This is a genomic window from Curtobacterium sp. NPDC090223 (genome assembly GCF_044746585.1).
Taxonomy (GTDB): domain Bacteria; phylum Actinomycetota; class Actinomycetes; order Actinomycetales; family Microbacteriaceae; genus Curtobacterium.
This window is the reverse complement of sequence record NZ_JBIVCN010000007.1, coordinates 31454-49567: the sequence shown is the minus strand read 5'-3', so window position 1 is coordinate 49567 and position 18114 is coordinate 31454. Positions and strand designations below refer to the sequence as shown.

Annotated in this window: 15 protein-coding genes; 9 read left to right on the top strand and 6 right to left on the bottom strand. The window is 72.6% G+C overall.

Features of this window, described 5'->3' with window-relative positions; genetic code table 11:
• The first annotated feature begins 48 nt into the window (after positions 1-48).
• The 6 genes from ACIPJY_RS16735 to ACIPJY_RS16710 all read left to right on the top strand — a co-directional run bounded on the left by ACIPJY_RS16735 (position 49) and on the right by ACIPJY_RS16710 (position 6095).
• Positions 49-1737 (top strand): adenosylhomocysteinase, encoded by a 1689-nt coding sequence (locus ACIPJY_RS16735; protein WP_400466911.1) that lies wholly within the window; start codon positions 49-51, stop codon positions 1735-1737.
• Positions 1734-3041 carry an amidohydrolase family protein gene (locus tag ACIPJY_RS16730; RefSeq protein ID WP_400466914.1) on the top strand — a complete coding sequence of 436 codons (1308 nt, stop codon included), beginning with the start codon at positions 1734-1736 and terminating at the stop codon, positions 3039-3041. Before ACIPJY_RS16735 ends, ACIPJY_RS16730 begins: the two co-directional genes overlap by 4 nt.
• Before the next feature lie 7 nt (positions 3042-3048).
• Positions 3049-3525: a cupin domain-containing protein gene (locus ACIPJY_RS16725; RefSeq protein ID WP_400466917.1), complete on the top strand. Its 477-nt coding sequence runs from the start codon at positions 3049-3051 to the stop codon at positions 3523-3525.
• A gap of 131 nt (positions 3526-3656) precedes the next feature.
• The gene (locus ACIPJY_RS16720; protein WP_400466920.1) at positions 3657-4478 is read left to right on the top strand and encodes an ABC transporter substrate-binding protein; all 822 of its coding nucleotides are present in this window, start codon (positions 3657-3659) and stop codon (positions 4476-4478) included.
• 1 nt (position 4479) lies between these two features.
• Positions 4480-5358 carry an amino acid ABC transporter permease gene (locus ACIPJY_RS16715; RefSeq protein ID WP_400466922.1) on the top strand — a complete coding sequence of 293 codons (879 nt, stop codon included), beginning with the start codon at positions 4480-4482 and terminating at the stop codon, positions 5356-5358.
• The gene (locus ACIPJY_RS16710) at positions 5355-6095 is read left to right on the top strand and encodes an amino acid ABC transporter ATP-binding protein (RefSeq protein ID WP_400466924.1); all 741 of its coding nucleotides are present in this window, start codon (positions 5355-5357) and stop codon (positions 6093-6095) included. The genes ACIPJY_RS16715 and ACIPJY_RS16710 overlap by 4 nt, the downstream gene beginning before the upstream one ends.
• A 123-nt stretch (positions 6096-6218) precedes the next feature.
• Here ACIPJY_RS16710 and ACIPJY_RS16705 read toward each other — a convergent pair whose 3' ends face one another.
• Positions 6219-7691: a DHA2 family efflux MFS transporter permease subunit gene (locus ACIPJY_RS16705; RefSeq protein ID WP_400466927.1), complete on the bottom strand. Its 1473-nt coding sequence runs from the start codon at positions 7689-7691 to the stop codon at positions 6219-6221.
• Positions 7692-7771: 80 nt separating this feature from the next.
• Here ACIPJY_RS16705 and ACIPJY_RS16700 point away from each other — a divergent pair, with 80 nt between their 5' ends.
• Positions 7772-8377 carry a TetR/AcrR family transcriptional regulator gene (locus tag ACIPJY_RS16700; RefSeq protein WP_400466930.1) on the top strand — a complete coding sequence of 202 codons (606 nt, stop codon included), beginning with the start codon at positions 7772-7774 and terminating at the stop codon, positions 8375-8377.
• Between the two features lie 96 nt (positions 8378-8473).
• Here the strand turns inward: ACIPJY_RS16700 and ACIPJY_RS16695 are convergent, their stop codons facing one another.
• The 5 genes from ACIPJY_RS16695 to ACIPJY_RS16675 form a co-directional block, all read right to left on the bottom strand.
• Positions 8474-9451, bottom strand: a complete 978-nt coding sequence (locus tag ACIPJY_RS16695) for an NAD(P)H-quinone oxidoreductase (RefSeq protein WP_400466933.1) — start codon at positions 9449-9451, stop codon at positions 8474-8476.
• Between the two features lie 59 nt (positions 9452-9510).
• Complete coding sequence (locus ACIPJY_RS16690) at positions 9511-10389, bottom strand: aldo/keto reductase (protein ID WP_400466935.1); 879 nt, start codon at positions 10387-10389, stop codon at positions 9511-9513.
• 34 nt (positions 10390-10423) lie between these two features.
• On the bottom strand, positions 10424-11707 hold the full coding sequence (locus ACIPJY_RS16685; protein ID WP_400466938.1) for an FAD-dependent oxidoreductase: 1284 nt from the start codon (positions 11705-11707) through the stop codon (positions 10424-10426).
• An 81-nt stretch (positions 11708-11788) separates the two neighbouring features.
• The gene (locus tag ACIPJY_RS16680) at positions 11789-12247 is read right to left on the bottom strand and encodes a DUF6264 family protein (RefSeq protein ID WP_400466941.1); all 459 of its coding nucleotides are present in this window, start codon (positions 12245-12247) and stop codon (positions 11789-11791) included.
• Between the two features lie 9 nt (positions 12248-12256).
• Positions 12257-13129, bottom strand: a complete 873-nt coding sequence (locus ACIPJY_RS16675) for an HpcH/HpaI aldolase/citrate lyase family protein (protein WP_400466944.1) — start codon at positions 13127-13129, stop codon at positions 12257-12259.
• Positions 13130-13441: 312 nt separating this feature from the next.
• Here ACIPJY_RS16675 and ACIPJY_RS16670 point away from each other — a divergent pair, with 312 nt between their 5' ends.
• Together ACIPJY_RS16670 and ACIPJY_RS16665 are read left to right on the top strand one after the other, a co-directional pair.
• Positions 13442-17152 (top strand): AAA family ATPase, encoded by a 3711-nt coding sequence (locus ACIPJY_RS16670; RefSeq protein ID WP_400467027.1) that lies wholly within the window; start codon positions 13442-13444, stop codon positions 17150-17152.
• A 337-nt stretch (positions 17153-17489) separates the two neighbouring features.
• Positions 17490-18080 (top strand): CDP-alcohol phosphatidyltransferase family protein, encoded by a 591-nt coding sequence (locus ACIPJY_RS16665; protein WP_400466947.1) that lies wholly within the window; start codon positions 17490-17492, stop codon positions 18078-18080.
• The last annotated feature ends 34 nt before the right edge of the window (positions 18081-18114 follow it).

The following is an 18114-nucleotide window of genomic DNA, read 5'->3' as shown; positions in this document are numbered from 1 at the left end:
CCGCAGCGGGACGCCGGGCCCTTCCTCGTGCGGCCCTACGCTGGGACCATGCCCCCAGGACCCGACGCCGCCACGCGAGCCTGGGCATCCGCGGCCGTCCGGCACTTCGCCAGGACCACGAACCTGCTCGTGGCTGCCCGGCGGTTCCGGATCGTCGGCGGCGAGCGCACGGACGCAGCCGTTCTCCGCGAGCTGCTCACGGGGCTCGGAGCACGGCAGGCAGCCGAACACGAGCACCCCGACCAGCTCTGGTGCCTCGGGACCCCCGAGGACAGCACCCCGGCGATCGAGCACGCGGCCGACCGCCCCCGCGGCAGCACCCTGGTCGTCGTCGACGCCGGACGACACGAACCCGCGGTCGACGAGGACGCCTTCGGCCCGGTCGCCCCGGCCCGCCCCGGCGTGCTCGCCGTCCCGATGCTCTCCGACGACGTCTTCCTCGTCTCCACGGGCCGCGACCCCGAGGACGACCCGGCAGCCGGAGCGCGCCTGCGCTGGGCACGCCGCTCGATGCCGGTCTCGCGCGCGGTCGCCGCGGAACTCCGCGACGGAGGGCTGCTCCGCGGCACCCGCATCGGCGTCGCGATGGTCCTGGAGCCGAAGACCGCCGTGCTCTCGCTGCTCCTCCGCGAGGCCGGTGCCGACGTCGTCGTCTACGCCCACGCCGACGAGACCGACGACGCCGTCGCGGACGCGCTGCGCGATGCCGGCCTGACCGTGCACGCGAGCAGCACGGCGACCATCACGCAGCAGAAGGAGCTCGCGCTGGCGATGCTCGACACGCGTCCGCACCTGCTGCTCGACGACGGCTCGCACCTGATCCGGCTCGCACATCAGGAACGGCCCGACCTGCTCGGGTCGATGCTCGGCGCGGCCGAGGAGACGACGAGCGGCCTCCGCCCGCTGCGGGTCCTCGCCGAACGCGGGCAGCTCGGCATCCCCGTGGTCGCCGTGAACGACGCCCGCACCAAGACGTTCTTCGACAACCGGTACGGCACCGGGCAGTCGACGGTGTTCGCCACGCTCGACCTGGTCGACGCGCTGCCGTCCGGCACGCACACGGTCCGGCCTGGAGGCCCGGCTGTCGTCGCCGGGTTCGGTCACGTCGGCGAGGGGGTCGCGCTGGTGCTCCGCGCGCTCGGCTTCCGGGTGACGGTCGCCGAGACGGACCCCGTCCGCGCCCTGCAGGCGCGCTTCGCCGGGTACGCCGTGGCGCCGCTGGTCGAGGCTGTGCGCGACGCCGCCCTGGTGATGAGTGCGACCGGCGTCCGCGACACGATCTCGGTCGCGGTGCTGCGCGCCTGCGCTCCCGACGCCGTCGTCGCGGTCGCCGGCGGGGTCGACCAGGAGATCGCGATCCACGACGCCCTGGCCGCCGGTGCCACCCGCACCACGGTGGGTCCGCAGACGGAGCGGTTCACGTTCCCCGGAGCCGACCACGGCGTCCTCGTGCTCGACGACGGCGGGTGCATCAACATCACCGCGGCCGAGGGCAACCCGATCGAGATCATGGACCTCTCGTTCGCCGTGCAGCTCGGCGCCGTCCGGATGCTGCTCGAGCACGGTGACGAGCTGCCGCGCGCCGTCGTGCCCATCGACCCGGAGGTGGACGAGGTGACCGCCCGGGCGGCGCTCGCCGCGTTCGGGAGCCGAGCCGAGCCTCCCGTCGGTCCGGCCGAGCACCCTGCGGACCGTGAGCCGGACGTCCGGACCCACCGCTTCGGAGACCCGTCGTGAGCGACCACCAGACGACCGTGCACTCGGCCCGCATCGTCGTCCCGATGACCGCGCCGCCGATCGCCGACGGCGCCGTCGCGGTGCGCGACGGACGGATCCTGCACGTCGGCGAACGCTCCTGGGTCGTGGACCAGCTGGACGGCACGCCGTTCACCGAGCGACGCTGGCGAGGTGCCCTGCTGCCCGGCCTGGTCAACGCGCACTCGCACCTGCAGTACACCGGCATGGCCAGTGTTGGACGAGGCCAGTACACCGGGTTCGAGGACTGGGCCGCCGCGTTCAACGCCGTGTACGCCGAACCGCACGACTGGCACGCCGAGGCGGCCGACGGTGCCGCGCGGTCGATCGCCGCCGGCGTGACGAGCATCGCGGACATCGTCACCGACATCGAGGCGGCGACCGCGCTCGAGGACGCCGGGCTCGGTGGCATCGCCTACTGGGAGGTGATGGACTGGGAGAACGCGGCCTGGCAGGAGCACGGCCGCGACCAGGTGCTCGACGAGCTCGCGCGCATCCCGACGTCACCGGGTGCCGGGCTCTCGCCGCACGCGCCGTACTCGCTCGACGTGGCCCCGCTCCTGGAGCTCCCCGACATCGTCCGGCAGCGCGGGCTGCGGCTGCACCTGCACCTCGGCGAAGCCGCCTTCGAGGGGGAGCGTCTCGCGACCTCGCTCGAACACGGCACCGACTGGCACCTGGCGAACGTGCCCTCGTTCCGGGCCATGCGCGCGCTCGGGTTCGGCGCGAGCGCGACCGTGTTCGTGGACCGGCTCGGGGTGCTCGGGCCGGACTGCCACATCGCGCACGGCGTGTACATGACCGTGGCGGACCGAGCCCTGCTCCGGGCGCGCGGCACCGCGGTCGCACTCTGCCCGCGCTCGAACGCCGTGATCGGACTCGACCCGCCGCCCGTCGCCGACTACCTGCGCGAGGGCAGTCCCATCGCGATCGGCACGGACTCACTGTCCTCGTCGCCGTCGCTCGACCTGATGGCCGACGTGACCGCGCTGCACCGGATCGCCCGGGCACAGGGCTACGGCGACCGGGACCTGCACGAGCGCCTGCTCGCCGCGGCGACGCTCGGCGGGGCGCACGCGATGGGGCTCGCGGTCGGACCGGACCGGATCGGACACCTCGCCGTCGGCGCACGGGCGGACCTGGCCGTGTTCGACGTCGACGCCCGGACCGTGCCCGACGCGCTCGCCGAACTGGTCGAGGACGGAGCCGGGCGGGCGGCGGCCACGGTCATCCGCGGCACGGTGCGGGCGATCGACGGTCAGCCGGAGCGTCTCGGCGCGGGATGATGGTCCGATGAACGATCAGGTGGCACGACGAACGGTCGACGGCGAGGTCATCGAGTGGCTCGACGTCCCGCGCAGGGCGGCGGCACTCGGCATGGAGCCGCACCCGGAGGGCGGTTGGTACGTCCGGACGTGGACCTCGCCGGCCACCGTCACGACGCCGGCGGGCGACCGTCCGGCCGCGACGCTCATCCACTTCCTGCTGCCCCCGGGCGAAGCATCCGCGTGGCACCGGGTCACGAGCGACGAGATCTGGATGTGGCACGGGCCGGACTCGGTCGTGCTCGAGCTCGGCGGCGACGGCGACCAGCCGGAGCCCGGGCAGCAGATCACGCTCGGGCCCGACGCCGGGCGCGACCGGGTGAACGACGCCCAGGCGTTCGTGCGCGGCGGCGTGTGGCAGCGGACCCTGCCCGGTGCGGGCGAGGTGCTCGTGAGCTGCCTGGTGTCGCCGGGCTTCTCGTTCGAGGACTTCTCCCTGGCCTGAGCGCGTCGCTCGTCGCTGGTCGCTGGTCGCTCGTCGCTCGTCGGTCGCTCCGTGACGGCCGGGTCGCGGTGGTGTACCAGTTCCCCGTACGATTCTCCCTGCCCCCTCGACCCCCTCACGAAGGCCCGACCGTGACCCGTTCCCTGCGTCTCTCCCTCGCCGTCGCGACCGCTGCGGTCGCCGCGCTCGCCCTGTCCTCATGCGCCTCGGGGAGCGGTGACAGCGCCGACGGCACGGTGACCGACGGCAAGCTCACGATCGCGACCGGGCAGCCCGCGTACTCGCCCTGGGTCGAGGACAACAAGCCGCAGTCCGGCAAGGGCTTCGAGGCCGCGGTGGCCTACGCCGTCGCGAAGGAGATGGGCTACGACAAGTCCGACGTCGTCTGGAAGCGCAGCACCTTCGACAGCGCGATCGCCCCGGGCCCGAAGGACTGGGACCTCAACGTGCAGCAGTTCTCGATCGACGCCAAGCGCAAGAAGGCCGTCGACATGTCCTCGCCGTACTACACGACCACGCAGGCGGTCGTGACGACGACGAAGTCCGACGCGGCGGACGACACCACCGTGGCGGCGCTCAAGAAGGACGCCATCGGCGTGGCGACCGGTTCGACCAGCATCGCCAGCGTGAAGAACACGCTCGGGGTCACCCCGCAGGTCTTCAACTCGAACGACGATGCCGTCCTCGCCCTGAAGTCCGGTCAGATCGACGCGATCGTCACCGACCTGCCGACGGCGTTCTACATGGCCGCCTCGCAGCTCGACGACGGCACCGTGTCCGCGCAGTTCCCGGCCGACGGCAAGGGCGACCAGTTCGGCTTCGTCCTGCCGAAGGACTCGGCGCTCACGAGCAAGGTCGACAAGGCCCTGAAGACGCTCGACGACGACGGCACGCTGCAGGACCTGCAGACCAAGTGGCTGTCGTCGGAGACGAACACCCCGGTCCTGAAGTAGCGTGACCCTCCCAGCAGGAGCGGGCGCGCCCGTCACGGCGCCCGCGCCGAGTCAGATCGAGCTCGAACGGCAGATCTACCGGCGGCAGCGCGGACGCCGGGCGATCCTGGTGTCCATCGCGTCGACGCTCGTCGTCCTGGCCATCGTGTACTTCGGCGTCGTGAACACCCCGGGCTGGGCCGCCGTCCAGCAGTCGTTCTTCGACCCGGGCGTCGCGGCGTCGACGTTCCCGGACATCCTGCTCGGCCTCTGGCTGAACATCCGGATCCTGTTCTTCGCCGCCATCGGGGTCGCCGTCTTCGGCACCCTGCTCGCGGTCGTCCGGGGGCTGACGAACCCGGTGTTCTTCCCGCTGCGGATGCTCGCAACCGGGTACACCGACCTGTTCCGCGGGCTGCCGCTGATCATCGTCCTGTACCTGGTCGGGTACGGGATCCCGGGGCTCGGGATCTTCCCGCGCCTGCCCGCCGAGGTGTGGGGCACCGTGGCGATCATCCTGACCTACTCGTCGTACATCGCCGAGGTGCTCCGCGCCGGCATGGAAGCCGTGCACCCCTCGCAGCGCCTCGCCGCCCGGTCGCTCGGACTCTCCCACGTGCAGACGCTCCGGCTCGTCGTGATGCCGCAGGCCATCCGCAAGGTGACGCCGGCGCTCATGAACGACTTCGTGTCGATGCAGAAGGACGTCGGGCTCGTGTCGATCCTCGGCGCGGTCGACGCCGTCCGCTCGGCCCAGATCGCCCAGGCGGAGACGTACAACTTCACGCCGTACTTCGTCGCCGGGCTGCTCTTCGTCGTGATCAGCCTGCCGCTGATCCGCGTCACGGACGCCATCGCCCGCCGGCAGCAGCGGCGCGAACAGATCGGGGGAGCCGTATGAGCACCGCACCCGTGCTCGAACTGCGGGGCCTCCGGAAGTCGTTCGGCGACCAGGAGGTCCTGCGTGGCATCGACCTGACCGTCGACCGCCACGAGGTCATCTGCGTGATCGGGGCGTCGGGCTCCGGCAAGTCGACGTTGCTCAAGACGGTGAACCTGCTCGAGGGCATCGACGACGGGCAGGTCTTCCTGCAGGGGGCGGACATCTCGGACCCCCGCGTGGACGTCGACGCCACCCGGGCCCGCATCGGCGTGGTGTTCCAGCAGTTCAACCTGTTCCCGCACATCACGGTGCTCGACAACGTGACGCTGGCGTCGCGGAAGGTGCACGGCGTCGACCGAGCCACCGCCGAGGCCACCGCCCGTCGGCTGCTCGACCGGATCGGCCTCGGCGCGTTCGCGGGCGCGTACCCGGACCGGCTCTCCGGCGGGCAGCAGCAGCGCGTGGCCATCGTCCGGGCGATCGCGTCCGACCCGGAGCTGCTCCTGCTCGACGAGGTCACGAGTGCGCTCGACCCGATGCTCGTCGGCGAGGTGCTCGACCTGGTGACCGAGCTCAAGCGGCAGGGCTCCACGATCCTGATGACCACGCACGAGATGCACTTCGCGCGGAACGTCGCCGACCGCATCGTGTTCCTGCACCGCGGCGAGGTCGTCGAGCAGGGCGCTCCCGCCGAGCTCCTCGACGCCCCGAAGCACCCCGCCCTCGTGGAGTTCCTCTCGCGCGTGGGCGCGTAGCGCGCCGCGGGCGCGCCGCCCGCGCGCCGCGCGCCGGCGGTTCCGTTCGCATCCGCACAACGGAAACCGGCTCGCACCACGTGATCCCGTGGTGCGAGCCGGTTTCGGTTGTGCGGCGTGCCGCTACGCGGCGGGCGCGGGCGCGGGCGCCGGCGCGGGCGCGCCGGGCGCGGCCGCGCCCGCGGCGCCCGCCGCGCCGGCGGCGCCGGCCGCGGGCGCGGCCGCGGCGACCCCGCGCCCCGCCGGCAGGAACAGCGCGACCAGCGCGGACACCGCGACGACACCCGCCCCGACGAGCACGGCGGGCTGCGCCGCGTCGACGTAGCCGGTCGGGGTCAGCTGCCCGCCCGCACCCGTGAAGACCGCGGTCAGCACGGCGATGCCGAGCGCGACGCCGATCTCCCGGAGCGTCGAGTTCGCGCCGGAGGCCTTCGCGTGGTCCTCCTGCGGCATCCGGGCGAGCACCGCGGTCGAGATCGGCGCGAACACCGCACCCATCCCGACACCGGCGAGCAGGAACCCGGGGAGCAGTCCGGCGAAGGTCACGTCCGCGGCCATCGAGCCCGCGATCCAGAACAGCCCGGCGGAGAGGAACGCCATCCCGCCGACGATCAGCACGCGGGTGCCGATCCGTGGTGCGACCATGCCGGCCAGCGGTGCGATCACCATCGGTGCGAGGGTCCACGGCATCGTCCAGACGCCGGCCTCGAGCGGGGAACGACCCTGCACCACCTGCAGGAACTGGATGAGGATGAACACGGCCCCGAAGGCCCCGAACGAGAACGTCATCGCGACGACGTTGGCGAGCGTGAAGCTCCGGTCGCGGAAGAAGCGCAGCGGCAGCAGGGGAGCGGCGGTCGTGGCCTGCCGGACGACGAACGCCACGAGGAGCAGGCCGCCGCCGACCAGTCCCACGAGGACCTCGGCCGAACCCCAGCCGGCGTCGTTGCCCCGGACGATCCCGAACACCACGCCCAGGACTCCGAGCCCGGCGAGCACCACGCCGAGCAGGTCCGCCCGGACGCGGGCGCCGAGCGTGTTCGGCAGTGCGGCGAGGGCGAGGGGGACCGCCACGACACCGACCGGGACGTTGAGCCAGAAGATCGCCTCCCAGCTCCAGTTCTCGACGACCGCGCCGCCGATCAGCGGGCCGAGTGCGACCCCGAGGCCGGAGACGCCGCTCCAGATGCCGATCGCCATCGCCCGGGCGCGGTCCGGCACGCTGCCGACCAGCAGCGTCAGGGACAGGGGCATGATCGCGGCGGCTCCGGCCCCCTCGACCGCGCGCCAGACGATCAGCGCGGTCGGGTCGGTGCTCATCGCGGCGAACGCCGAGGAGATCGTGAAGACGCCGATGCCGGCGATGAAGAGGTGGCGGCGGCCGAAGCGGTCGCCGAGTCCGACGGCCAGCAGCATCAGCGCGGCGAAGGACAGCGTGTAGGCGTTGGTGATCCACTGCAGTTCCTCGACGGAGGCGCCGAGGTGCGCGTGCACGGCGGGCAGGGCGCTCGTCACGACGAGGTTGTCGAGGGTCGCCATGAACATCGGGAGGGACGCGGCTGCGATGGCGAGCCAGACCGGGATGCGTCGCTTCATGGGAGAGGGTTCCGTTCTGTTGGTAATCGGATGATTACTACACTGGTGGACTGTAGTAATCGACTGATAACCTGTCAACCATGAGTTCCGGATCCGCACGGATGCCCGCCGCCGAACGTCGGGCGATGATCCTCGAGGCCGCGCGCGACCTCTTCGGCCGCCAGGGCTACAACGGCACCACCACCGACCAGATCGCGACCGCCGCAGGGATCAGCCAGCCCTACGTCGTCCGGATGTTCGGCACGAAGGAGGCGCTCTTCCTCGAGGTCTTCCACGCCACGCTCGGCGCACTCGTCGACGCCTGGCGCGCCACGCTCGCCGCGCTCCCGGCCGACGCCGACGAGCACGACCGGGCGCTGGCGATCGGTGAGCAGTTCATCGACCTGTCCGCCACGCGGGGTCTGCACACGATGCTGCTGCAGGCGTTCGTCTCCGGCGCGGAACCGGGGATCGGCCAGGCCGCGCGCGACGGCTTCCTCGCGATCTACCGCTTCCTCCGCGACGAGGCAGGGGTCCCCGACGACCAGGTGCAGGGGTTCCTCGGCAGCGGGATGATCTTCAGCGTCATGCTCGCCATCGACATGCCGTCCCGGTTCGACGACGACCCGGACGCCGCGTCGCTCCTCCGCGCCACCTTCGGTGAGAAGTGCATGCAGGTGGTCGCCCTCGCACGCGCGGCCGCGTGACGCGCAGGCCCTGACGGCGACCGCCTGGAGGCCCGGTGCCGGTCCGACGGACCGGCACCGGGCCTCCAGGCGGCGTGGGCCCGGACGGCCGCTTCGTCAGGGCGTGAGCAGCAGCTTCCCGATCACGTCGCCGGCGGCGAGCCGCCGGTGCGCCTCGCCCGCCTCGGCGAGCGGCAGCACGGCGTCGACCACGGGGCGGACCCGGCCGTCCGCGACGAACGGCCAGACGTTGTACCGGACCGCCTCGACGATCTCCGCCTTCTCCGCGAGCGGCCGGGCACGGAGCGTCGTGCCGCTGATCGTCGCCCGCTTCTGCATGAGCAGGCCGAACGGCAGGGTGGCCTCGGTGCCGCTGCCGGACGCGATCACCGCGACGTGCCCGTTCGGAGCGAGGACCTCGAGGTTCCGCGACAGGTAGGACGGCCCGACGACGTCGAGGACCACGTCGACGCCGACGCCGTCCGTGAAGTCCCGCGAGCGTGCGACGAAGTCCTCGGTGCGGTGGTCGACGACCAGGTCCGCTCCGAGCTCCCGCGAGGCGGCGACCTTCCGTGCCCCACCGGAGGTCGCGATCACGCGCGCACCGAGGGCCTTCGCCCACAGCACCGCGTGCGAGCCCATCCCGCCGGTCCCGCCGTGCACGAGCAGCGTCTGCCCCGGCCGGAGCCCGGCGAGCATGCCGATGTTCGAGTACACGGTGCAGGCGGCCTCGGGCAGGGCCGCTGCGCTGACGAGGTCGAGGGCGTCCGGCACCGGGAGCAGCTGCGTCGCGGGGACCACGGCGAGCGAGGCGTACCCGCCGCCGGCGAGCAGCGCGCAAACGCGGTCGCCGACGGCCCAGCCGGTCACCCCGGGCCCGAGGGCGCGGATCGTCCCGGAGACCTCGAGGCCGAGGACGTCGGACGCCCCCGGCGGCGGCGGGTAGTTCCCCTGGCGCTGCTGCAGGTCGGCGTTGTTGACCCCGGCTGCGGCGACCTCGACGAGGACCTCGCCGTCGGACGGGGTCGGGTCGGGGAGCTCGGTGCGGGAGAGGACGCTCTCGTCCCCGGGGTGGTCGAAGGTGATGGCCTGCATGGCCTCGACGGTACGCGCGGGCGGCTCGTCGGCGTCCGTCCACCTGCGCGTCGCCGTCGTCAGGCCGCTGCGGCCTCGGAACGGTCGAGTCGGTCGATCTCCTCGGGGCGGAGCTTGACGGTCGCCGCGGTCACCGAGTCGAGGATCGACTGCGGTCGTGACGCCCCCGGGATCGGGATGACGACGTCGCTCTTCGCGAGCTCCCAGGCCAGTGCGACGACCTGCGGGGTGACCCCGTGTGCGCGGGCGACCGTGGCGAAGTCCTGGTAGGTGGTGCCGAGGTCCGACGCTCCGGCGATGCCGCCGAGCGGGCTCCACGGCAGGAACGCGATGCTCAGTTCGTCGCAGAGCTCGAGCTCGACCTCGCTCGACCGGAACTTCGGCGAGTACTGGTTCTGCACCGACACCAGACGCCCGTCCAGGACCTCGTTCGCCTGCCGGATCTGGTCGACGTCCGCGTTCGAGATGCCGGCCATCCGGATGACACCCTCGTCGAGGAGCTCCGCGAGCGCGCCGATCGAGTCCGCGTACGGCACGGCGGGGTCCGGGCGGTGGAACTGGTACAGGTCGATCGTCTCGACGCCGAGCCGCTTCGCGGAGGCCTTCGCCGCTTCCTTGAGGTACGCGGGGTCGCCGTTCTGCGCCCATGGACCCGGGGTGGGGCGCAGGTGGCCGCCCTTCGTCGCGATGAGGACCGAACCCGCGTCGCCGTGGTACTCCCGGACCGCGCGGCCGATGAGCTCCTCGTTGTGCCCCACCTCGTCGTGGGCGGCGAGGTGGTACGCGTCCGCGGTGTCGATCAGGGTCACGCCGGCCTCGAGCGCCGCGTGGATCGTCGCGATCGCCCGTCGCTCGTCGGGTCGTCCCTCGATGGACATCGGCATGCCGCCGAGGCCGATCGCGCTGACGTTGGTGTCGCCGATGGTTCGCTGCTTCATGGGCCCAGCATGCGCCCGTGCCGGCCCGACCCGTTCAGGCTCCGGGTCCGGCTCCAGCGCTGGTGGGGGCAGGCCGTGCCCAGGCCGGAGCGTGCTCGGGCAGCGGTCCGAACGCGATGCCCCGTGCGTACAACCCCCTGGCCGGCGGCACGTACTTCGCGAGCACCACGGGCAGCATCGGCGGTCCGTCCTGCAGCCGACCGGAGAACGCCCGCTCGAAGACCACGCGGTGCAGCAGCCGTTGGGCGGCCTGCACGACGACGGCCGGCGGGGTCCGGCGACGCTCCACCGCGGCGAGCGCGTGGTTCAGCGAACGGCCGCGCACCCCGCCGACGATCGCCGGCGCCAGGATCGCGGCGGCCGCGACGGCGTCCTGCACGGCCAGGTTGATGCCGACCCCGCCCGCCGGCGACATCGCGTGCGCCGCGTCCCCGATGCACAGGAGCCCGGGTCGCCACCACCGCCGCAGCCGGTCCATCCGGACGTCGAGCACGTGCACGTCGTCCATCGAGCGGATCGCGTCGACCCGGTCCGCGAACGCCGGCCGGATCCGGGCGACCCGGGCCCGGAAGTCCTCGACGCCGAGCGCGCGCAGCCGGGCGTCCGACCCCTTCGGCGCGAAGTAGGCCACCTGGTGGTAGTCGCCGCGCGGGAAGCTCAGGAGCACGTCCCGCCCGTCGAACGCGGGGACGAGCGCGGTGTCGGCGTCCCCGTCCTCCTTCGGCAGCCGGAACCACCACGTGTCGAACGGCACCGGGAACTCCCGCGGACGGAGTCCGGCGGCCGCTCGGAGCACCGAGTCCCGGCCGTCGCACGCGACGACCAGGTCCGCGCGGAGCTCCCGGTGCGCACCGTCCGGATCGTCGGAGGGGTGCAGGTGCACGCCGACGACCAGGCCGTTCTCGACGATCAGGTCCGGTGCGGCCTGGCCCATGACGATGTCGAACGACGGTTCCTCGCGGGCGGCGCCGACGAGCATGTCGAGGAGGTCCCACTGCGGCACCATCGCGACGTGGTCGTACGGCGGCCGGAGCCGGGAGAAGTCCCCGAGCAGGAGTTCGGACCCGTCCGGGGTCGGCAGCGAGAAGTCGTCGAGGCGGGACTGGGGGAGTGCTCGGAACCGGTCCCCGAGGCCGAGCTCGTCGAGCAGCCGGATCGTGGATGCGTGCACGGTGTCGCCGCGGAAGTCCCGGTTGAAGTCGTCGTGCTTCTCGACCACCTTCACCGCGATGCCGGCGCGGGCCAGGAGCAGTCCGAGGACCACGCCGGCGGGCCCACCGCCGACGACGGCCACCGTCGTCCGGCTCACCTCGACCATGCGCGCGAGGCTACGCCCCGACGCTTCGACACGGCAGAGGACGATCGACCTGTGCCGTGTCGAACTCGTCGCGCGACCGCGTCAGATCGTGCTGCTGCTCGAGGACGTGGGGCCGCCGTCGGCTGCGCCCGCGAACACCACCCCGCCCCACGTGATGCACCCGACGGCCAGCACGAAGCCCACCGCGGCGATCCACCACGACGTGCGTCGGCGGATCCACGCGCCGATCGCCAGGACGACGGTCGCCACCCCGATCACGAACGCCCCGCCCACCGCGATCGAGGCGCCGCCGATGTAGGCGCCCGGAGTGCAGCCGGATGCGGCGTCGCACGTGGCGGTCGCGGAGATCGTCGCGATGAGCGCCACGATCGCGACGACGATCACCAGGATCGCGCCGAACGCCAGGAGCAGCACGGTCGAGATGCGGTCGGCGAGCTTGCCGGGCGGGAAGAGCGTCGATCCGCCGCGCTCCCACTGCGCGGACGTCGGGCCGGGCGTCGAGCCCGGGGTCGGGCCGGGTTCGGGAGCTGACCAGGTCATGCGGGACCCCTAACGTGCTTCGACGCCGAAGGCCTCGGCGAGTCGTTGGATCTTCTGGGCACGACCGAGCCGCGGCAGGTCGGAGCCGTCCCGGATCACACGGCCGCGCGCCTCGAAGTCGTCGAGGAAGTCCTGCGCCCAGGCGACGTCGGTCGACGTGGGCGAGATCACCTCGTTGATGACGGGCAGCTGGTCGGTGTCCAGGCACAGCTTGCCGGTGAGCCCGAGCGACACCGCGACCTGGGACTGCTCGCGGAGGATCGGGTGCGACGACCCCACCGTGGGGCCGTCGATCGGGCCGGGGAGGTCCCCGACGCGGGACGCCACGACGAGCCGCGACCGCGGGTACGCCATCGCGAGGGTGTCCGAGGACGTGCCGGTGTCGCGGCGGTAGTCGCCGCTGCCGAACGCCAGGCGGAACGCGCCCTGCGCCCGGGCGATGGACGTCGCCTCCTCGATGCCGAGCGCCGACTCGACCAGGGCGATCACCGGGGTCTGCCCGCCGAGCCGGTGCCACGTGTCCGTGACCTGCGCCGGGCTCTCGGTCTTCGCGAGCATCACGCCGAGCAGGCCCGGCAGCCCGCGGAGTTCCTCGACGTCGTCGGCCCAGAAGTCCGTCGTGACGTCGTTGATCCGGACCCAGGCGTCACCGCCACCCGTCAGCCAGTCGGCCACGGTGGTGCGTGCGGCGGGCTTCGCGGCGGGGTCGACAGCGTCCTCGATGTCCAGGATGATCTGGTCGGCACGGGACCGGGACGCCGACTCGAAGCGGTCCGATGCGGTGCCCGCGACGAGGAGCCACGAGCGGGAGATCTCGGCAGGGACCGACCGGCGCCGTGACGGAGCGGCGGTGGGGGGAGCGGTTCGGTCGTCGATGGCCATGCCACGTTGGTACCACAGACGGGGTCCGGGGACCGCCTCCGGACCGCCCGGATCTCCCGAAACCTCGGTTCATTGCCAGAGTGCCGCGGTGCTTCCGCCTACAGTGGGCGTGTGTGGCGTGCGGACAGGGTGACCGACGGCGAGGACGACGTGAACGGCGACGTCCCCGCTGAGGACGCGCGCGCCGCCGGGGGAGCACGGCCCGACGACCAGCAGCACCGCGACGAGCAGGACGACACGACGAGCACTCCCGACGCCACCGGCCGCGACGACGCCGGCCGCGCAGACGAGAACGACACCGACGGCGACGAGCTGGACCGCTCGCTCCGCCCCGAACTCCAGGTGACGAGCCCGCACGCCATCAGCCTGGGCGACCCGCGGCTCACCGCCACCAACGCGGCCGAGCCCGTCTGGGACGCCTGGCGCGCACAGCTCGCCGGCGTCGGCGGCTCCAGCCCGCTCGTGCACTTCGCGGACCACCCCCGCGCCCGGATCGAGCTCTCGACGACCCACCCCGGTGGCCTCGCACAGTTCATCACCGGCAAGACCACGCTGCTCTCGAGCCTGATCCGCGACGAAGTGGCACTGCGTGCCGCCCGGATCGCGGCGAACCACGTCGAGGCGAAGGGCACCGAGCTCGCCACCGTGCGCGGCATCGACGCCGTGAACCTCGGCATCGGCATGGCCGACTGGCAGCGCGGCGACGAGCAGTTCCGCGGCCCGGTGCTGCTCCGTCCGCTCGCGATCCGTCGCCACGGCCGTGACTTCGAGGTCCGCCTGCTCGGCGAACCCGTACTGAACCCGGCCCTCGCCGACGCCCTCCGCGAGCAGTTCGGCGTCACCCTCGACGCCCAGGCGTTCGTGGCACTCGCGCAGCAGGACGGCTCCTTCACCCCGAACCCGGTGATCGACCGGCTCCGCGGCCTGACGGCGCACATCCCCGGCTTCTCGGTGCACGCCCGACTCGTCGTGTCGACCTTCGCCGAGGTCGCGACCGGCCTGGTCGAGGACACGAAGGACCTCTCGCATCCGGTGCTCGACGCCCTCGCCGGCAACCCGAGCGCCAAGTGGCAGGTCGAGCAGTCGTACCGCCCGGTCGAGCAGACCCCGTCGGACGAGCGCAGCCCGGACACCGACACGCTGTTGCTCGACGCCGACGACGAGCAGGAGAACGTGATCGCGCAGATCACGGCCGGCAACTCGATCGTCGTGAAGACCCTGCCCGGCACCGGTGGCACGCAGACGATCGTGAACGCGCTGGGCGGCCTCGTCGCCGCGAACAAGCGCGTCCTCGTGGTCAGCCCGCGTCGCGCGACCCTCCGCGGCATCGCGGCCCGCTTCGGCGAGGTGCACCTGCCCGGGGTCGCCGTGACGCCCGCGACCCTCCGCCGCGACGTCGTCCGCGCCATCGCCCGCAACGAGAAGGCGACCCGGCCGAACCTGCGCGAGGTGGACGACGCCCTCGTCCGCCTCCGCAAGGTCCTCACCGACTACCGCGGCGGGCTGTCCCGCACCGACGCCGACTTCGGCGTGAGCGTGCTCGACTGCCTCGTCGAGCTCTCCCGGCTGTCCCTGCTGCCCGTCCCGCCGTCGACGACCGCGCGCCTGTCGAAGCAGTCGGTCAGCGCGATGGTCACCGGCCGGTCCCGGGTCGCGGAGACGATGGTCAGTGCGGCGAACCTCGGTGAGTTCCGCTACGGCCCGGACGACTCGCCCTGGTACGGCGCGAAGTTCTCCTCGAGCGACGGTGCGCAGCGCGCGCACAAGATCGCGAAGGACCTGCACGGCGGTGCCCTGCCGGCACTGCTCCAGCGGGCGCACGAGCTCGTCGCGACCACGCACATGCGGCAGTTCACGACGATCAACGAGCTCGGCATCTACCTCCGTCTGCTCACCGAGATCCGGGACACCCTCGACCGCTTCCTCCCCGTCGTGTTCGACCGCTCCGTGTCCGAACTCGTCGCCGCCACCGCCCCGCGCGGTGAGGGCGCCCCGATGTCGAGCACCAACCGCCGCCGGCTCAAGAAGCTCGCGCGGGAGTACGTCCGCCCCGGTGTGCACGTGTCCGACCTGCACGAGGCACTGACCCGCGTGCAGCAGCAGCGCGTGCTCTGGCAGCGCTACGTCGCCGCCGGCGTGAACCCCGAGGTCCCGACGGGCATCGCAGACGTCCAGGTGCTGTTCTCGAACGTCGTCGAGGACCTCGCACGCCTCGACGAGCCGCTCGGTCGCACCAGCCGCGACGAACAGCTCGCGAACGTGCCCGTCGACCAGCTCCTGCCCTACATCGGCACCCTCGCCGAGGAGTCCGACGTCCTGCACAACCTGCAGGAGCGCACCGAGCTCATGCAGACCCTGCGCGACCTGCAGCTCGAACCCCTCATCACGGACCTGGCGAACCGGCACGTCCCGGACACGCAGGTGCCCGCCGAGCTCGAGCTCGCCTGGTGGCAGTCCGCGCTCGAGACGATGCTCGAGTCCGACCGGGCACTGCTCGGCGCGAACACCGACATGCTCGACCGCGTCGAGGCCGACTTCCGCCTGGTCGACGACGCGCACGCCGCCGGCGTCTCGCAGGGCCTGGCGTGGCAGCTCGCCGAGAACTGGAAGGTCGGCCTCGTCGACTGGCCGGAAGAAGCCGCCGCGCTGAAGTCCCAGCTCAAGGAGGGCGCGATCACCTCGCGCCTGCTGCAGGACTCCGCCCCGCACCTGTCGCGCTCGATCGCCCCGGTCTGGCTGGCGTCCCCGTACGAGGTCCCGCAGATCGCCGACACGATGCCCTTCGACACGGTGATCCTCGTCGACGCCGGTGCCGTGACGATCGCCGAGACCGTCGACGCCGTCCGCCGTGCCCGCCAGACCGTCGTGTTCGGCGACCCGGTGACGCAGACCCCGTCGCCGTTCCGGATCGCCGTCGACCCCGCCCACCGCGCACTGCAGGTGGACGAGGAGACGCTCGACGCCCTGCACGCGGACTCCGCGCTCGCGAAGCTCTCGACGCTGCTGCCGACGCTGTCCCTGACCCGGTCGTACCGTGCCGGCGGCGAGGACCTCGCCGAACTCGTGAACCGTCGCTTCTACGGCGGCCGAATCGAGTCGCTGCCGTGGGCCGGCTCGTTCCTCGGGCACGGCTCGATCGCGCTCGACTACGTCAGCGACGGCAAGGCGGTCCCAGACCCCGAGTCCGGCGCCGTGGAGAGCGTCGACGCCGAGGTGGACCGCGTGGTCCGGCTCGTCATCGACCACGCCCGCACCCGCCCGACCGAGTCGCTCATGGTCATCACCGCGTCGGCGAAGCACGCCGTCCGCGTCGAGCAGGCCGTGCTCACCGCCGCTGCCGGGCACAAGGACCTCACCGAGTTCGTTATCGGCGACCGGTCCGAACCGTTCATCGTCGCCACGCTCGAGCAGTCGGTCGCACAGAGCCGCGACCGCGTCGTGTTCTCGATCGGCTACGGCCGCACCCCGCACGGCCGTGTCCTCCGCGACTTCGGCCCGCTCGGCAAGCCCGGCGGGGAGCGTCTGCTCGCCGTCGCCATGACCCGTGCGCGCCGGTCGATGGTGATCGTCACCTGCTTCCAGCCCTCCGACATCGAGGCCGAGCGGATGGGCCACGGCACCGTCGCACTCGCCGAGATCCTCGCCGAGGTCCGGGCCCGCACCACCGCCGAGTACGTGCCGGACGACTCCGACCCGCTGCTCGTCGACCTGGCTCGCCGTCTCGAGATGCGCGGCATCCCGGTCGCGCTCGGCCACCGCGGCAAGCTCGGCCTGGTCGCGGCGCACGGCGGGGTCTGCGTCACGATCGAGACCGACGCGTCGCTGGTGCAGGGATCGCTGCGCGAGTCGCTGCGCCTCCGACCCGAGGTCCTCCGTCGACTCGGCTGGCACTACGTGCGCGTCCACGCCTTCCAGCTGTTCTCCGACCCGGACCGGGTGGCGAACACGGTCGCGGCCGTCCTCGGCGTCGACCGCGGGGCCACACAGGAGATCAGCATCCCACCGGTTCCCGCACGCCGATGAGCGAGCGCAGGCGGGCCTCCCGGCCCGCCGGTCCGGTGACGCCCGGCACGGACCAGCTGGTGGGCACGTGGTCGCGAGCCGACGACGCGGCCGCACCCCAGCCTCCCGTTCGCCTCGTGGCGACCACGGACAAGGGTGGGCCGACCGCACCGGAGACGGGAGGCCGTGCTCGCGTGAGCAGGCGAGTCACCACCCAGCCGGTGCCGGGATCCGACCCCGCTCCGGCGCCGGAACCGCCCCGCCACGGGCGTGGCGAGAACGACGCCCGGTTGCTCGGCGACCGACCTCCCCACTGGGGATAGGTACCCTGGAGGTCCGACCCCGAAGAAAGCACGTGATGACCGACTCCGCAGCGCGCCAGCGTCCCGACTGGCAGACCTGGCCGAACCTCATCACGCTGTTCCGGTTCCTGCTCATCCCGGTGTTCGTGGTCCTGGTCGTGACGGAGCACCCCGGATGGGCGCTGTTCTCGCTCGTGGTGCTCGGCGTCTCGGACTGGGCGGACGGCTTCATCGCGCGGAAGTTCGACCAGACCTCGAAGCTGGGCAAGGCGCTCGACCCGGTCGCCGACCGTCTCGCCATCATCGCGATCGTGCTGTCGCTCGTGCTCGTCGGACTGCTGCCGTGGATCGTCGTCGTGATCATCGTGGTCGTGGACGCCGTGCTCGCACTGCTGTCGAGCGTCTGGTTCGGGGGCGACCCGGACCTCGACGTGTCCTGGACCGGGAAGATCCGCTCGGCCCTGCTCTTCGTCGGGCTGCCCGTGCTGCTGTTCTCGGCGACCTCGTGGGCGTCGGAGCACTCCTGGATCCGGATCACCGCGCTCGTGTTCGTGTGGCTCGGGACCGCCGGCCACCTGCTCGCCGGCGCGCAGTACTTCGTCGCCCTGCGCGCGAAGCGTCGCGCCGAGCGCACGCGCGTCGCGTAGCGGCCGCGGCCGCCGCGGGCGGGCGGGCGCCCGC

Coding starts and splice junctions, on each gene's coding strand:
- ACIPJY_RS16735 (WP_400466911.1), top strand. CDS start 49: ATGCCCCCAGGACCCGACGCCGCCACGCGAGCCTGGGCATCCGCGGCC.
- ACIPJY_RS16725 (WP_400466917.1), top strand. CDS start 3,049: ATGAACGATCAGGTGGCACGACGAACGGTCGACGGCGAGGTCATCGAG.
- ACIPJY_RS16710 (WP_400466924.1), top strand. CDS start 5,355: ATGAGCACCGCACCCGTGCTCGAACTGCGGGGCCTCCGGAAGTCGTTC.
- ACIPJY_RS16705 (WP_400466927.1), bottom strand. CDS start 7,691: ATGAAGCGACGCATCCCGGTCTGGCTCGCCATCGCAGCCGCGTCCCTC.
- ACIPJY_RS16700 (WP_400466930.1), top strand. CDS start 7,772: ATGAGTTCCGGATCCGCACGGATGCCCGCCGCCGAACGTCGGGCGATG.
- ACIPJY_RS16695 (WP_400466933.1), bottom strand. CDS start 9,451: ATGCAGGCCATCACCTTCGACCACCCCGGGGACGAGAGCGTCCTCTCC.
- ACIPJY_RS16690 (WP_400466935.1), bottom strand. CDS start 10,389: ATGAAGCAGCGAACCATCGGCGACACCAACGTCAGCGCGATCGGCCTC.
- ACIPJY_RS16685 (WP_400466938.1), bottom strand. CDS start 11,707: ATGGTCGAGGTGAGCCGGACGACGGTGGCCGTCGTCGGCGGTGGGCCC.
- ACIPJY_RS16680 (WP_400466941.1), bottom strand. CDS start 12,247: ATGACCTGGTCAGCTCCCGAACCCGGCCCGACCCCGGGCTCGACGCCC.
- ACIPJY_RS16675 (WP_400466944.1), bottom strand. CDS start 13,129: ATGGCCATCGACGACCGAACCGCTCCCCCCACCGCCGCTCCGTCACGG.
- ACIPJY_RS16665 (WP_400466947.1), top strand. CDS start 17,490: ATGACCGACTCCGCAGCGCGCCAGCGTCCCGACTGGCAGACCTGGCCG.